At 49.5% G+C, this 14408-nt stretch carries 15 protein-coding genes; 4 read left to right on the top strand and 11 right to left on the bottom strand.

Annotated elements, in window-relative coordinates; translation table 11 throughout:
* Nucleotides 1–4: 4 nt before the first annotated feature.
* The 3 genes from BMY63_RS04445 to BMY63_RS04435 all read right to left on the bottom strand — a co-directional run bounded on the left by BMY63_RS04445 (nucleotide 5) and on the right by BMY63_RS04435 (nucleotide 3297).
* Nucleotides 5–1024, bottom strand: coding sequence for a DUF4271 domain-containing protein (locus BMY63_RS04445; RefSeq protein ID WP_091915041.1), 1020 nt, complete (start codon nucleotides 1022–1024; stop codon nucleotides 5–7).
* Between the two features lie 3 nt (nucleotides 1025–1027).
* Nucleotides 1028–2290 carry a methionine adenosyltransferase gene (metK, locus tag BMY63_RS04440; protein ID WP_091901789.1) on the bottom strand — a complete coding sequence of 421 codons (1263 nt, stop codon included), beginning with the start codon at nucleotides 2288–2290 and terminating at the stop codon, nucleotides 1028–1030.
* 89 nt (nucleotides 2291–2379) lie between these two features.
* Nucleotides 2380–3297, bottom strand: coding sequence for a site-specific tyrosine recombinase (locus tag BMY63_RS04435; protein WP_091915039.1), 918 nt, complete (start codon nucleotides 3295–3297; stop codon nucleotides 2380–2382).
* 81 nt (nucleotides 3298–3378) lie between these two features.
* On the opposite strand from BMY63_RS04435, the gene aroQ reads away from it, so the two are divergent.
* From aroQ to BMY63_RS04415, 4 genes are read left to right on the top strand one after another with little or no spacing between them, the layout of a single operon-like run.
* Complete coding sequence (gene aroQ / locus BMY63_RS04430; protein WP_091902042.1) at nucleotides 3379–3801, top strand: type II 3-dehydroquinate dehydratase; 423 nt, start codon at nucleotides 3379–3381, stop codon at nucleotides 3799–3801.
* The gene (locus BMY63_RS04425; protein WP_091915037.1) at nucleotides 3798–4424 is read left to right on the top strand and encodes an O-methyltransferase; all 627 of its coding nucleotides are present in this window, start codon (nucleotides 3798–3800) and stop codon (nucleotides 4422–4424) included. Before aroQ ends, BMY63_RS04425 begins: the two co-directional genes overlap by 4 nt.
* 28 nt (nucleotides 4425–4452) lie before the next feature.
* Nucleotides 4453–4788, top strand: a complete 336-nt coding sequence (gene rbfA / locus BMY63_RS04420) for a 30S ribosome-binding factor RbfA (RefSeq protein ID WP_091901795.1) — start codon at nucleotides 4453–4455, stop codon at nucleotides 4786–4788.
* A gap of 49 nt (nucleotides 4789–4837) precedes the next feature.
* Nucleotides 4838–6067, top strand: coding sequence for an FtsX-like permease family protein (locus tag BMY63_RS04415; protein WP_091915035.1), 1230 nt, complete (start codon nucleotides 4838–4840; stop codon nucleotides 6065–6067).
* Here the strand turns inward: BMY63_RS04415 and murI are convergent.
* The 8 genes from murI to BMY63_RS04375 all read right to left on the bottom strand — a co-directional run bounded on the left by murI (nucleotide 6059) and on the right by BMY63_RS04375 (nucleotide 13812).
* Entirely contained in the window at nucleotides 6059–6892 is an 834-nt protein-coding gene (murI, locus tag BMY63_RS04410) for a glutamate racemase (RefSeq protein ID WP_091901799.1), read from the bottom strand. The genes BMY63_RS04415 and murI overlap by 9 nt on opposite strands.
* Nucleotides 6879–7394 carry an OmpH family outer membrane protein gene (locus BMY63_RS04405; protein ID WP_091901801.1) on the bottom strand — a complete coding sequence of 172 codons (516 nt, stop codon included), beginning with the start codon at nucleotides 7392–7394 and terminating at the stop codon, nucleotides 6879–6881. Before BMY63_RS04405 ends, murI begins: the two co-directional genes overlap by 14 nt.
* Before the next feature lies 1 nt (nucleotide 7395).
* Complete coding sequence (locus tag BMY63_RS04400; protein WP_091915033.1) at nucleotides 7396–7899, bottom strand: OmpH/Skp family outer membrane protein; 504 nt, start codon at nucleotides 7897–7899, stop codon at nucleotides 7396–7398.
* Between the two features lie 35 nt (nucleotides 7900–7934).
* Nucleotides 7935–8450 carry an OmpH/Skp family outer membrane protein gene (locus BMY63_RS04395; RefSeq protein ID WP_091901805.1) on the bottom strand — a complete coding sequence of 172 codons (516 nt, stop codon included), beginning with the start codon at nucleotides 8448–8450 and terminating at the stop codon, nucleotides 7935–7937.
* 80 nt (nucleotides 8451–8530) lie between these two features.
* A complete protein-coding gene (locus tag BMY63_RS04390) occupies nucleotides 8531–11200 on the bottom strand; it encodes a BamA/OMP85 family outer membrane protein (protein ID WP_091915031.1) in 2670 nt (889 codons plus the stop codon).
* Nucleotides 11201–11265: 65 nt separating this feature from the next.
* The gene (locus BMY63_RS04385) at nucleotides 11266–12009 is read right to left on the bottom strand and encodes an isoprenyl transferase (RefSeq protein ID WP_091915029.1); all 744 of its coding nucleotides are present in this window, start codon (nucleotides 12007–12009) and stop codon (nucleotides 11266–11268) included.
* Nucleotides 12010–12012: 3 nt separating this feature from the next.
* A complete protein-coding gene (locus BMY63_RS04380; protein ID WP_256218933.1) occupies nucleotides 12013–12684 on the bottom strand; it encodes a type IX secretion system protein PorG in 672 nt (223 codons plus the stop codon).
* 3 nt (nucleotides 12685–12687) lie between these two features.
* Complete coding sequence (locus BMY63_RS04375) at nucleotides 12688–13812, bottom strand: DUF6242 domain-containing protein (RefSeq protein ID WP_091915014.1); 1125 nt, start codon at nucleotides 13810–13812, stop codon at nucleotides 12688–12690.
* Nucleotides 13813–14408: the final 596 nt, after the last annotated feature.

The raw sequence follows: 14408 nt of genomic DNA, 5'->3' as shown, positions 1-14408 counted from the left end.
TGTCCTAAAAATTTACTTTCAGAAAATTGACAATCACCGCAAGTCCACCCCAAAGGGCAAATAACGGTATCATTTCGAGGGCACAAAAGTACAAAATAATTTGCAGAAAATCTGCATTTTGCCTAAAAAATGTAACGTGTGCCTTGTAAAATGTGAGGATTTTGGCCAAAACGATCACTGTGGCACAGTAATAAACAACAGATTGGGGAGGAATGTGGAAGTAGGCCAAGAGTAGTACGGAGGGGAACAGGAGGATACCTTCCAAGGAGGTGATAAACAGTAAGGATGTCAGGAATTTTTTATTTTTTCTACCGTCGAAGAAGACATTGTTCACCACGGTGTATAACAGAAAACGCAGCAGGAAGTATCCGGCAAAGACGCCTCCGAATATACCCAGTAACTGGTATTCTGAAGAGAGATTGAAGGTGCTGGCGACATAGTTGGTCGTGTAGAAATAGTAGAGCAGGGCAAAAACAATACATGTCAGCACGACGAGATGCATCTGTAACTTGACCTCGTTGCCTGTCTCTGTCATGGTATGCTCTCCTTTCTGGACGTAGAAGAAATCCTTAATCTGGTGTACGATAAACCATGAGAGCTTTGAAAAGACGAAAGCGATGAGCAGGAAGCAGAATACCAACAGTCCTGTGATAACGTTATCATTGCTGATGGTATAAGGAACGGGATCGCCTGCGACGCCATAGCGGCCTCCGTTGAGTTCCGGGTGATAGAGACTGTCGTTTGAGAAATAGTTCTCCCGATAGTATTGGGGGATATCAACGACTTTTGGGTCACGTGGGACGCCATGCCCTGGAAGGTGGAGCGTATCGGGTTGCTGACTGTAGTGTATCTCGCTTGGTTCAAACCAAGCTTGAATGGCAGAGTCTTGTTGGGCAGGGGTCGCGTCTTTAGGCAACAACCGCAGCACCTGATAGGGTGTCTGCGGCTTTGTCGGTTGACTGACGGCTGTATCTGTATAGGCCGTTTCCGACAATGGACTGAAGATGCTGTCCTGTCTTAGCATATCCTATGACAGACCGAATTCCCGGCGGATGTCCTCCACCCGGTCAAGTTTCTCCCATGTGAACAATTCGACATCAATGACCTTTTTCTCATGGTAGTGACTCGTGAAGGTTTTCTTAACCACCTCCGATTGCCGTCCCATATGTCCATAGGCCGCCGTCTCACTGTACATAGGCTGCCGTAGCTTCAGGGTGCGCTCGATGGCTTTCGGACGCAGGTCGAACAGTTTCTCTATCCGCTTGGCGATCTCACCGTCGCTCATCTGCACCTTGCCCCTTCCGTATGTGTTCACGTAGATGTTCATCGGTCGTGCCACGCCGATGGCATAGCTAATCTGTACAAGCATCTCATCGGCCACGCCTGCTGCCACCATGTTCTTGGCGATATGACGGGCTGCGTATGCTGCAGACCGGTCAACCTTCGAGGAGTCCTTGCCGGAGAATGCACCACCGCCATGAGCGCCCTTACCTCCGTAAGTGTCAACGATAATCTTACGACCTGTAAGACCAGTATCGCCGTGGGGACCGCCGATGACGAACTTACCTGTCGGATTGACGTAGTATTTGATATCCAGTCCAAAGAGGTCAAGCACCTTCTGACTGTGAATCTGCTGTTTAACCCTCGGGATGAGGATGTTGATGACGTCGTCCTTGATTCGTGCGAGCATCTTTTCGTCGTCGGAGTCGAACTCGTCATGCTGGGTGGACACAACAATCGTGTCAATGCGCTCGGGAATACCTTCGTCGCTATATTGTACGGTGACCTGACTCTTGGAGTCGGGACGCAGGTAGGTCATTTCCTTGCCTTCCTTACGGATATCGGCCAGTGTGCGCATAATCAGATGAGCCAAGTCTAGGCTTACGGGCATGTAGTTCTCCGTCTCATTGGTGGCGTAGCCAAACATCATGCCTTGGTCACCGGCTCCCTGTTCGTCCTCATTACCATTATCAACACCACGGTTGATGTCGGCACTCTGCTCGTGAATGGCACTGAGGATGCCACATGAGTCACCATCGAACTGGTACTCAGCTTTGGTATAGCCGATGCGTTTGATGGTATTGCGGGCGATGGTCTGCAGATCGATATAGACATCGCTTCGTACTTCGCCCATGATAACAACTTGTCCTGTCGTGACAAACGACTCGCAGGCAACGCGTGCTTTCTCATCGTAGGCCAGGAACTGATCGAGTATTGCGTCTGAAATCTGGTCGGCCACCTTATCGGGATGGCCCTCAGATACTGATTCTGAAGAAAAGAGGTATGACATAGCTTATATTTTTGGGTGCAAAATTACGAAAAAACGAGGGAAATGCAAAAGAAAAGTTTGTTTTCTTTTCATTTCCAAGTGCAAGAAACTTACCTTTTCATGTTCCTGGGGTGATGCTCCAGAATCTCGCGTCGCAGGGCAGACGTGTCAATATGCGTGTATATCTCCGTCGTTCCGATACTCTCATGTCCAAGGAGGGCCTGGATGACTCGCAGGTCGGCACCGCCTTCCAACAGTGAGGTGGCAAAGGAATGGCGCAGCGTATGAGGGGAGATGGTCTTTGTGATGCCGGCCGTCACAGCCTGCCGTTTGATCATGATTAGGATCATCGTGCGGGTAAGGTGACTCCCGTAGCGATTCAGGAATACATAGTCTTCCTCTCCCGGCTTGATTTTCATCAGTTGACGGTCATAAAACCAGAATCTAAGCTCCTGGATGGCTTTCTGGGAGATGGGAATGAGGCGCTCTTTGCTTCCTTTTCCCAGTACACGAACGAACTCTTCGTCGAGATAGAGGTTTGAGAGTTTCAGGTTCACGAGTTCACTGACACGTAAGCCACAGGAGAATAAAACCTCGATGATGGCTCTGTTACGGTGCCCCTCCCATTTGGAGAGGTCAATGGATGCCTCTATCTTGTCGATCTCCTCTGTCGACAGCACCTCGGGCAGGTGGGTCCCAATCTGGGGCGATTCCAGTAGTTCCGTGGGGTCGTCATCCCGATAACCGTCAAGCATCAGGAACCGGAAGAAGGAACGAATGCCGCTCAGGATCCTGCATTGCGATCGGGGGTGGATGCCGATGTCGTGAAGGCCGGCAGCGAAATGCTGCAGATCCTCCAACTCAACCTCGCGCAAATCCTTGCCTTTTCCTGTTTCCGGATCGCTTTCATGTTCCAGATAGTCAAGAAGCTTCTGGAGGTCACGCTGGTAGGCATCCAACGTGTTCCCCGACATGTTACGTTGCAGTTTCAGGTAACGTATATAGCTCTTGATGACATCCTTCTCCATATTTATCGCAAAGTTACGACTTTTTTTCGATATTCAGAAAAAAAAATCGTAACTTTGCAGGCGTTATATAACATGATTAATATGAAGATTCAGATTATCAACGGTCCGAACCTCAACTTGTTGGGAAAGCGCGAGCCGGGAATCTATGGCTCATCTTCTTTCGACGACTATCTGCCGCAGTTACGGCACCAGTACCCGTCGGTGCAGATTGACTATTTCCAGAGTAATGTCGAAGGAGAACTGATCAATAAGATGCAGGAGGTGGGCTTCGACTACGATGGTATCGTGCTCAATGCAGGAGCCTATACACACACCAGTGTAGCGCTGCAAGACTGTATCCGTTCGTTGAAATGCCCGGTCATCGAGGTGCATATCTCGAATGTGCATAAGCGCGAAGAGTTCCGTCACAAGTCACTGATATCTTGTGCCTGTCTGGGTGTTATCTGTGGCTTCGGACTCGACAGCTATCGGCTCGCTGTTGAGGGACTGTTAGCAGTGAAATGACGATTGACGAGTATATCCTGCAGCATATCGACCCGGAGGGCGATTATCTCTACCGACTCTTTCGGGCGACGAACATCCACACCATCCATGGTCGGATGGCAAGCGGTCATCTGCAAGGACGGTTGTTGAAGATGCTTGTGCGGATGATCCGTCCGAAGAATATCCTGGAGGTTGGTACTTTCAGTGGGTATAGCGCCATTTCCATGGCGGAAGGTCTTGAGGGTGATGGTCATCTCTACACCTTTGAGATTAATGACGAGATGGAGGATTTTACTCGTCCTTGGATAGAGGGCTCGCCTGTGGCAGACAAGATCACGTTCCTCATCGGTGATGCGCTGACGGAGGCGCCCAAACTCGGCATCCTGTTCGATATGGCGTTCATCGATGGTGACAAGCGCACTTACCGGGAGACCTACGAGATGGTGATGGGTATTCTGCGACCGGGTGGTTTTATCTTGGCTGACAATACGCTCTGGGATGGTCATGTCGTGGATCATGCCTATGACCGCGACCAACAGACGCGAGGTATAGATTCCTTCAATGAATATATTGCCCGTGACGAACGGGTGGAGAAGGTGATTCTTCCGTTACGTGATGGTCTCACCCTCATCCGTAAGAAATAATAAAAAGAAACAATTAAATATTTAGAATATGCAAGAGACAAGACAGAATAAGATAGCCCGACTGCTCCAGAAGGAGCTCTCGCTGATATTCCAACAGCAGACTCGTGCCACTCATGGTGTGATGGTCAGTGTGACCCGCGTGAAGATCTCTCCTGATCTGAGCATCTGCACCGCCTACCTCAGTATCTTCCCCAGTGAGAAGGCCGAGGAGATCCTGACGAATATCAATGCCAATGGGAAGTCGGTTCGTTATGAGTTGGGAACACGCGTCAGGAACCAGTTGCGTATCGTGCCAGAGCTTCGTTTCTTCATTGACGACTCTCTCGATTATATTGACCGTATCGATGAACTGTTAAACAAATAAGCCGTCGGCTGTTGGTGGCTCGTTATACTGCTAACAGCGACAGTCAATCATGAACTTCCCTTTTTTCATAGCCAGGCGTTATCTCTTCTCAAAGAAGTCGACTCATGCCATCAATATTATCAGTGGCATCTCTGTTATCGGTGTGGCTGTTGCTACGATGGCATTGGTTGTCACACTGAGTGTTTTTAATGGTTTCCATGATCTGGTGGCCACCTTCTTCACGTCGTTTGACCCGCAGTTGAAAGTGTCACCGGTTGAAGGAAAGTCTGTTGCGGCAGATGATCCCATACTGACTCAGATCCGACAGCTGCCCCAGGTTGAGGTGGCGACGGAGTGTGTGGAGGATCAGGCGTTGGCAGTCTATAATGGTCGTCAGGCAATGGTGACGGTCAAGGGTGTTGATGATAACTTCAATCAGCTGACTCATATTAACAAGATCCTGATCGGTGATGGAGATTTCTGTCTTCATGCCGCTGATATGGACTATGGAATTCTTGGCATCCGTCTGGCGGAGCTGTTGTCAACGGGCTTCTCCTTTGACTATCCGCTTCAGATCTATGCACCGCGCCGGGAAGGACAGTTCGACCTGACCGACCCTTCCGATGCTTTCGAGATGGAGAATCTCTATTCGCCAGGGGTGCTCTTTAATGTGAAGCAGGCCAAGTATGATAAGAATTATATTATCACGAGTATTGCCTTTGCCCGTCGCATCTTCGATCAGCAGGGTATGCTCTCATCATTGGAGCTTCGTCTCAAACCCGGTAGTAACTTCGAGGCTGTGAAGTCGGAGATAAAGAAGTACTGTGGCGACCGGTTTGTTGTCAGGGATCGTTTCGAACAGCAGGACGATACGTTCAAGATTATGAAGATCGAGAAACTGATTGCCTATATCTTCCTTACCTTTATCCTGATGGTAGCTTGTTTCAACATCATCGGCTCCTTGTCGATGCTTATAATCGACAAGAAGGAGGATGTGGTGACTCTGCGTAACCTGGGTGCCTCCGACAAGCAGATTGTCAGGGTGTTCTTGTTTGAAGGGCGTCTGATCTCGGCTATCGGTGCCGTCCTGGGCATTGTCATCGGACTGCTGCTCTGTTGGGCACAACAACGTTTCGGACTTGTCGGACTGGGCTCGTCAAGTGGCTCGTTTGTCATCAATGCCTATCCTGTGAGTGTGCACCCAGAGGATATCATTCTGATCTTTATAACGGTATTGGTGGTTGGCTTCTTGTCTGTCTGGTATCCTGTCAGATACTTTGCCAAACGGCTTTTAGCCTAATGTGATGTTCTCCACTTCCACGTCTTCATGAAGGAAGAGACGGGCGGATTCCTTGAATTTGTCGGGATTCTCCGTGGTGAGGTAGTGTACCCCTGCCCCCTGGGCACATCGCTTTTCAATCTGAGGATGGCGCTCCAGATAAGACTTCAGGCTCTCTGCCACATATTCCCCTTGTGAGACAACACGGACTCCTGTTGGGAGATATTTCAGGATTTTCGGCATAAGCAGGGGGTAGTGCGTACAACCGAGGATGATGGCATCGATATCAGGATCCTTACGCATGATCTCATCGATACGTTTCTTGACGAAATAGTCGGCACCAGGGGAGTCGGCCTCGTTGTACTCTACAAGTGGAACCCAGAACGGACAGGCGACACCAGAGACCTGAATGTCGGGGTATAGTTTCTGGATCTCTAAGTTATAGCTCTCACTCTTGATCGTTCCTTCAGTGGCCAGTACACCGACATGACGACTGTCTGTCAGGTCACCGATGATCTCAGCCGTCGGACGGATGATGCCGAGCACACGTCGCGTAGGATCCCATTTCGGGAGATCGTTCTGTTGGATGGTGCGCAGCGCCTTGGCCGAGGCGGTGTTGCATCCGAGGATCACGAGATGACATCCCATCTCAAAGAGTCTCAGTACCGCTTGGCGCGTGAACTCATAGACCACGTCGAACGAACGAGGTCCATAGGGAGCACGGGCGTTGTCGCCCAGATAGAGATAGTCGTATTGGGGGAGCAGTTGGCGGATGCCGTGTAGAATGGTCAGGCCTCCATAGCCACTGTCAAAGATGCCGATGGGACCTGGACTATTGGAGAGCATTCCTCACCAATTGATTGATGTCTTCTCCCATGTCGGGGTTGATAAACGGGAGCGCTTTCGCGTCGGTATCGATGATGAAGGCATAGCCACGCTCCCGTCCGATCTTACCAAGTGTCTCAATAAGACGGATCTTGAGGGGGGCCATCATATCCTTCTCTGCCTTTGCAAGTTCTGCCAGACTCTTCTCCTTAAAGGCGATATTTTTCTCCATCAGTTCTTGTAGTTCTGTCTGGCGCTTTTGGAGAATGATCTGTGGGAAGTCACGCTGTCCTTCCAGAAACTCCTCGTATTTCCGGTTGAACTCGTCTTCCACTCGTTTGGTCTCAGCCTGATACTGTTCTTTCAGATGAGTCAGTTCTTGTTGTACAGTTGTGTACTCCGGCATCGACTGAAGGGCTGTCTCATAGCTGAGATAGCCGAAACGAAACATATTGGTGCTGTCCTGAGCCGACACGCCAAGGACAGCACACAATGTGATAACGATGCTTAAGAGACGTCTCATATTACTTCAGTCCGAGCTTACTCTTTACCTTGGCTGTAACGTCTGTAGAGAGGTTCGTGCTGATATAGGGCAGTGAACCATTCTCCATGATGTAAATGAAGCCCTCGGTCTGACCAACGCTCTTGATGGCGTCCAGAACCTTTGCTTGGACGGCCTGTGTCTTCTCCTGATAAGCCTTCTGCAGAGCCTTCTGATTGTCCTGGAAGCTCTGCTGGATCTTTGCATACATATCCTGCAGCTCCTGCTGACGACGCTGCTTGATGTTTTCGGGCAGAGTGGCCTGCTCCTTGTCGAAAGCCTCACCCTTCTTCTGCAGCTCATCCTGCATACTCTTCAGGTCAGCCTCATACTGCTGCTGCAAAGTATCAATCTCTTTCATAGCTTTCTCATATTCAGGCATAGCCTGGATAATCTCCTGGGTGTTCACATGACCGAACTTACCCTGTGCGTTGGCGGTGGTGAATCCGCAGATAGCGCAGATAGCGCAAACAATTAGTTTCTTCATCTTTTTTATTAAGTTATTAATCAATACTCATTATATTAGTTTGCATAACCGAGTTTCTTGAGAACCTCTGAGCTGATATCAATCTTGGGGGAACCGAAGATGATGCCTGTGTCACTGGCACGGTCGAGTACCAGTTGGTAGCCGCGCAGATCGGCAATATCCTTGATGGCATTATATACCTCGTCTTGAATAGGCGACATCAGGGCAGTGCGCTTCTTGAAGAGCTCTCCGTCGGGACCGAAGTATTTCTTCTTTAGGTCGGCAGCCTGCTTCTCTTTCTCCACGATAGCGTCCTGTCGGGTTTTCTTCTGCTCTTTTGAAAGGAACACAGCCTCGTTCTGATAGTTCTTGTAGAGCGTCTGTGCCTCTGTCGTGAGCGCGTCGACTTCCGCCTGCCATTTCTTGGATACCTGGTTCAGTTGTTCGTTAGCACGCTCGTAGGCTGGTATATTCTTGAAGATATATTCCATATCCACAAGCGCGAACTTCTGTGCAGAGGCAGAGGTTAATCCAAAGATAGCGCAGATAGCGCAGATAATTAGTTTCTTCATAAGCGTTCTCTTTTAGTGTAACATCTATTTGACGTGAAAACTCGTAAACGGTTTTAAACATTAAACAACTCTTAACGAAATCAGAACTCCTGTCCGAGGATGAAGTGGATATGACCACCACCTTTAGACTGGGCGCCGTTCTGACTGGTATATACCTTGTCGAAGCCATAAGCCCAGTCGATACCCATCAGACCCACCATCGGGAGATAGATACGGACACCGACACCAGCAGAGCGTTTCATCTTGAACGGATTGAAGTCCTTGGCATTCGACCACGCGTTACCACCTTCGAGGAAGCCCAGACCGTAGATGGTGGTGTTACCCAACATGAACGGATAACGTAGCTCCAAGGTGAAGCGGTCATAAGCGTAGGCGTTATAGGACGAGATATTGTTGCCCTTCATCATCTGCTCGTAGGCTGATGAGTAGGAGAGGGTACCATTCTCATAACCACGCAGTGCGATGGTCTCTTCAGAGTAACCGTAGGAGTAACCTGTCATACCGTCACCACCGACATAGAAGGTCTCGAATGGCGACCGTTTGTGCTTGTTGTAGCTTCCCAGCAGTCCCATCTCCACGCGGGTCATCAGCACAAAGTTCTTCTGACCGCCTGTCAGGGCTGTGAAAGTACGCAACTTGAACTTCCACTTGTGGTATTCAATCCAACGGTACATATCCTGCAGCTCATCCTCGTAGGTAGCCGAGGTGCTGTTCTTTGCCAGTGTGCTGTAGTCCTTCTTGTCGAAGAGCGACCAGGGTGGGGTCAGGGTCACAGAGGCTGTGAGCTCTGATCCACGGCGTGGGAACAGCGGGTTGTCGGTAGAGGTACGTGACAAGGTCACACCCAGATTGATATTGTTACAGTTTCCATTGTGGATATAGAAATAGCTCCAGTCGCGAAGCATATAACGTGAGTAGCCGAGCTGTGCAGACAACTGGAAGTAGTCGTCGGGCCAGCGCAGACGCTTACCCCATCCGAGTGAGGCACCGAAGACGGTCATGGTCTTGTCGTCGTCGAGCATCGACTCGTAGTTATAGGCGTATGGGTTGTAGCCACCGTAGCCACCGGCGTACGCGTAGTAGTTGTTGTAGAACGCGTTGTTACGGTAGTAACTGGAGATATCCGACTGCTTGGAGTAGTAGGCGCCGAGGCTCAGACCGTTTGGACGCTTGCCGCCAAACCAGTTCGTGGAGTAGTTAGCACTCAGTGAACTATAGTAGCTACCATTGGTCTGGAAACTGAATCCTAGTTGCTCTCCGTCGCCGTAAGGCAGGATACCACGATGGAGCTTGTTCTTGCCGAAGAGGTTGCGGATGGAGAAGTTGTTAAACTTGATGCCCACTTTTCCGATGATACCCGTCTGTCCCCAACCGAGGGAGAACTCTAACTGGTCGTTCGATTTCTGTTCGAGCTGCCAGTTGACATCCACGGTGCCATCATCGTAGTTGGGCACCACATCGGGCACTACTTTCTCTGCATCGAAGAATCCCATAGAGGCAATCTCTCGTGCGGAACGCATCAGCGCCTCTTTGTTGAACAGGTCGCCCGGCTTGGTACGGAGCTCACGACGAACCACCTCCTCATAGAGACGGTCGTTACCATAGATACGCACATGGTTCAGATGGGCCTGCGGACCCTCTGTGACGCGCATCTCCAGATCGATGGAGTCACCGTCGATGTTGATCTCAACAGGATCGATGTTCGAGAACACGTATCCGTTGTTGTAATAATAGTTACCGGCGGCATCGTCATCAGCCTTCAAGCGCTTGTCGATCTGCTTTTGGTTGTATACATCACCTTTCTTCATGCCAAGTACGGCATTCAGGTAATCGGTCGTGACCACGGTATTACCTACCCATGTGATATCACGGATAAAGTACTTGTCGCCCTCGTCGATCTTAACATAGACATCAACATGCTTATCGTCATAGTTGCTGATGGAGTCTTCCACGATGCTGGCATCACGGAATCCTAACTCATTATATTTTTCGATAAGAGCTTGCTTGGCTTCCTTGTAGCGCTCGTCGGTAAACTTCTTAGCCTTGAAGAAGTTCTTGAGTTTGCCGGCTTCATGAATCTTACCGAACGCGCCTTTCCCGAAGATCGAACCATTGATCTTCCCGTCCGACAGCTTCTCGTTGCCGTCGAAGATGATCCGGTGTACCTTCATCTTCTCCTTCTTGTCGATGTTGACATCCAGCGAAACCATGTTACTCTTCTCCGTATCATCGTGCTGTACGATATCGATCACTGCGTTCTTGTATCCCTTCTCGTCGAAATACTTCTTGGCAAGTATCTTGGCGCGGTCGATCATGTTCGGCGTGATCTGACTACCTTTCATGATACCCAGTTTCGCTTCCATGTCCTCGCGCTCGGCTTTCTTGATACCGTTGTAGTTGATGGTGCTGATACGGGGACGCATGCCCAGGTGGATGCAGAGGTAGATCTTGGAGCCGACGATAGAGTCGGCGGTGATGCTCACCTTCGAGAAAAGACCATTACGCCAGTAGCGCTTGACGGCCTCGGTAATCTGTGAGCCGGGCACTTCAATCTCCTGACCGACACTTAGGCCGGAGAGACCTGTCAGCACATAGTCCTCATATCCCTCGACACCCTCTACGGCGATGCCACCAATCTCACAGGTACGTGGTGTACCAGCATACGAGATGTCGGGGTTTACAATCTTATCCTGAGCGTATAATGGTGAAAGGGTGAAAAGGCAAAAGAGTGAAAGTCCGAAGACTCTCATCCCCAATCCTTTTGTCTTATACCTTATTATATTATATATCATCATTGAGTATTGTTTCGCTTTTATCATTTCTTCTCCTCGGCTTCTACCTGAGCCTCTGTCTTTCCAAAACGACGTTGGCGGTTCTGGTAGCTGGCGATGGCCTTATGCAGGTCTTCTTCAGAGAAGTCGGGCCAGTATGTATCACAGAAATAAAGTTCTGAATATGCGATCTGCCACAACAGATAGTTGGAGATGCGAAGCTCGCCACCCGTGCGGATCAGCAACTCGGGGTCGGGCATGAAGTTTGTCCAGAGGCGCTTGTCAACGGTGTCCTCGTTGATGTCATTCACATCGAGCTTCCCGTCTTTCACCTCCTGGGCAATCTGCTGGGCAACGCGTGTCAGCTCCAGTCTCGACGAATAGCTAAGTGCCACCACCATGGTCATGGCGGAGTTATCAGCGGTGTGTGCCTCCGTCTCGGCCAACTTCTTGTTGACCATCTCGGGGATGCGTGAACGGTCGCCCACCACCCGGAAGCGGACATTATTCTTCATGAAGATCTCGTCCTCCAGGGATGTCAGCACCAGTCCCATCAGAGCTGCCACTTCGTCGGCAGGACGATTCCAGTTCTCTGTTGAGAAGGTATATAGCGTCAGGAACTTAACCCCCAGGCGGGTACATTCGGAAGTGATGCGACGCACAGCGTCAACCCCAGCCTGATGACCATAGCTACGCTCTTTGCCGCGCTCTGTGGCCCAACGTCCATTACCATCCATGATGATGGCAATATGCTGGGGAATCCGGTTCATGTCCAAAAGTTCTTTCATATACTAATATCTGTCGTTATTGCACGTTTTGCATTTTGCCCACAGGTCGTATGTGAGTGCCAGCTGGAGCACACTGTAGCCGTCGGTATTCTTGAACGGACCACTACTCCTAATGCCATAGACGTCACTTTTGCCGTCCAGTTGGTCGCTGGTGGAGAAACGCACGCCCCACTCTGCGGTGAGGTTCATACGCTGTCCAATCTTATATTTGACACCCGCTCCAAGCAGTAAGCTCATAGTCATACCACTGTTCTCGCCGCTGTGGTGGGTGATACCCATTCCTGTCGTGATGAACGGAGCCAGTCGTTTGCTACCGCGATATTCTTGTCCGTTGCCATAGGACCAGAAATTGTATTCAAAGCGTACGCAGGTTTCTGTCAACTGGTGACTGAATGCATAGCGCTCTATAGGATACCATGTCTTCACATCATCACTGGAGCCTTTGATTTTCGTGGTCGCGATGTCCAGTCCCAGTGCCATCCGAGGGTTAAGATGATATTTGACGATGACCGCTCCCCACGGCTGCATCCCTTTTAAGAGATGACTGTTGAAGTCTCCTATATAGACTGCCGTTCCTGCACCTGCCCCCAGCTCAAGCCTGTATTCCGGCTCTTCCTGGGCGTATGTGGCTACAGAGAGTGCCACGGCAACCATGCAAGCGAACAGTCTTCTCACGTCTTATTCAATCAGGAACCCACGCCAGACACAGTTGTCATCCAAGCTCTTGATCCAGAGATAGCCGTTGTCGTCGGTAGCCGCACTGAGGTGATAGGCTGTCAACTCGCTGGGAAGCGTGAATGCCTTGTTGGTCTTCCATGTGATGCCCTTATCACGACTCTCGTAGATCTTTCCGTTGTCACCGATGGCAAGTATGTGTCCCTTATAACGGAGCAGGTTCAGGTTCTCCATTTTAGGCAGGTAATATACGTTATAACTCTCCATGGGTATGTAGACCCATTTCGACGGTTCACTTTCCAACGCATATTCTGCCAGTTTCCGCCAGACCACACAGGCAGTGCTGTTCTGGTCGTTAGTACCGATCAGTAACTGGTAGTCTGTGGAATCGTTGGTGGCAAGTGGCCAAGAGACGAATGCAAACTTGGAGGGCAACAGTGATGAGGCCTCGTCAAGCGAGTCGGCGGTCCAGGTGGCACCCTGATCCTTGCTGACCATCAGTCGCCCGTCGTTTGCAAAGGCATAAGCCTCGGCAGCGCCAGCTCCGATAAACTGTCTCAGACCAGCCTTCTTGACGGTCTGTTCCCATTTCGCCTTCTCGGTGTCAACGGGGAAATCCTCGGCTCCCATCTTCTCCCAGGTCAGCACACCTGTCTTTACCTGATGCTTGTTTACCGTCACCTCGTAAGTGCGGAAGATATCACTGTTGAAAGCATAGACACGGATCTCCCTTGGCTTGGAAAAATCAATGGAGTCGGTACTGGAATAGTAATTCAGCGTGTCGCTGGTGAGACTCTTGATGACAACCGTCCCGTTATTCATGCTGGAAATGCTTGCCAGCACGTGAGTCAGGTCGCAGTCTTCAGGCAGCGAGTCTGTGTTATAGATCTTTCCTTGATAGTGGTCAATATGGAAGACCGGCATCTTGGAAAGGGTAGATTTGTAAACAGAGTCTTTCCCTGCCGACGTGGTGGTGTGAACGTATCTGTTCACGGTCGTCAGCATAAATTTGGTAATGGCTGTGTCGTCGTAAAAGGTTACTTCAGGATCGTCGTCGGAGCCAAGACATGATGTGTACAGGACAAGGCTTGCCATGACGAGACAGAGGGTGTAGATATATCTTTTCATTCAGTAACGAATTCTTTTTATCACATTTTTGGCTGCAAATTTACGCACAATTCCTCAAAATCAGTTCATTTTCACCTTATAATTAATGAAATTATGTCATAATTTGACCGTTTTTAAGTTAGTTTTGTTTTTCCTTCTTTCATTTTTTCATTTTTTCATGAAAAAGAGTGTGGTATGAATCACTCACTCCACACTCCTTTCAACGGATGTTGACATGACCCTCGCTCGTCACGACTCGGCAATAGGAGAAAACTCCATGGCCTTGAAGTTAGCGAACGTTGGTGTTCATGAGCGTAATGACACTCAGAACAGTCGCAACAGCAACAAACGCCAACATGACCGCTGTTTGAAAATCTAATAACATAATCTTTACCTTAAAAAATCTATTAACTACTAACCTAATGAATAACAATACAATCTCACGATTGCGCTGCAAAGGTACGTAGAAAATAAGAGTTGGGATTTAAGAGTTAAGAAAAAGTACCTGATGCAGTCGCCTTTTTGACTTACATCAAAAAAAGATTGGCTGCACCTTTCGGCACAGCCAACCCATTGTATAGAGTATTGTTTTTTGCTCTAAATGAAACTTAGAGTTT

The organism is Prevotella aff. ruminicola Tc2-24 (genome assembly GCF_900110895.1).
Lineage (GTDB): Bacteria > Bacteroidota > Bacteroidia > Bacteroidales > Bacteroidaceae > Prevotella.
Note: the sequence above shows the minus strand (reverse complement) of the source record. Positions and strands in the feature narration are given on the sequence as shown.

What these genes read in the sequence shown, in the direction of transcription:
- BMY63_RS04445 (WP_091915041.1), bottom strand. Translation starts at nt 1,024, where the DNA reads ATGCTAAGACAGGACAGCATCTTCAGTCCATTGTCGGAAACGGCCTAT.
- metK (WP_091901789.1), bottom strand. Translation starts at nt 2,290, where the DNA reads ATGTCATACCTCTTTTCTTCAGAATCAGTATCTGAGGGCCATCCCGAT.
- BMY63_RS04435 (WP_091915039.1), bottom strand. Translation starts at nt 3,297, where the DNA reads ATGGAGAAGGATGTCATCAAGAGCTATATACGTTACCTGAAACTGCAA.
- aroQ (WP_091902042.1), top strand. Translation starts at nt 3,379, where the DNA reads ATGAAGATTCAGATTATCAACGGTCCGAACCTCAACTTGTTGGGAAAG.
- BMY63_RS04425 (WP_091915037.1), top strand. Translation starts at nt 3,798, where the DNA reads ATGACGATTGACGAGTATATCCTGCAGCATATCGACCCGGAGGGCGAT.
- rbfA (WP_091901795.1), top strand. Translation starts at nt 4,453, where the DNA reads ATGCAAGAGACAAGACAGAATAAGATAGCCCGACTGCTCCAGAAGGAG.
- BMY63_RS04415 (WP_091915035.1), top strand. Translation starts at nt 4,838, where the DNA reads ATGAACTTCCCTTTTTTCATAGCCAGGCGTTATCTCTTCTCAAAGAAG.
- murI (WP_091901799.1), bottom strand. Translation starts at nt 6,892, where the DNA reads ATGCTCTCCAATAGTCCAGGTCCCATCGGCATCTTTGACAGTGGCTAT.
- BMY63_RS04405 (WP_091901801.1), bottom strand. Translation starts at nt 7,394, where the DNA reads ATGAGACGTCTCTTAAGCATCGTTATCACATTGTGTGCTGTCCTTGGC.
- BMY63_RS04400 (WP_091915033.1), bottom strand. Translation starts at nt 7,899, where the DNA reads ATGAAGAAACTAATTGTTTGCGCTATCTGCGCTATCTGCGGATTCACC.
- BMY63_RS04395 (WP_091901805.1), bottom strand. Translation starts at nt 8,450, where the DNA reads ATGAAGAAACTAATTATCTGCGCTATCTGCGCTATCTTTGGATTAACC.
- BMY63_RS04390 (WP_091915031.1), bottom strand. Translation starts at nt 11,200, where the DNA reads ATGAGAGTCTTCGGACTTTCACTCTTTTGCCTTTTCACCCTTTCACCA.
- BMY63_RS04385 (WP_091915029.1), bottom strand. Translation starts at nt 12,009, where the DNA reads ATGAAAGAACTTTTGGACATGAACCGGATTCCCCAGCATATTGCCATC.
- BMY63_RS04375 (WP_091915014.1), bottom strand. Translation starts at nt 13,812, where the DNA reads ATGAAAAGATATATCTACACCCTCTGTCTCGTCATGGCAAGCCTTGTC.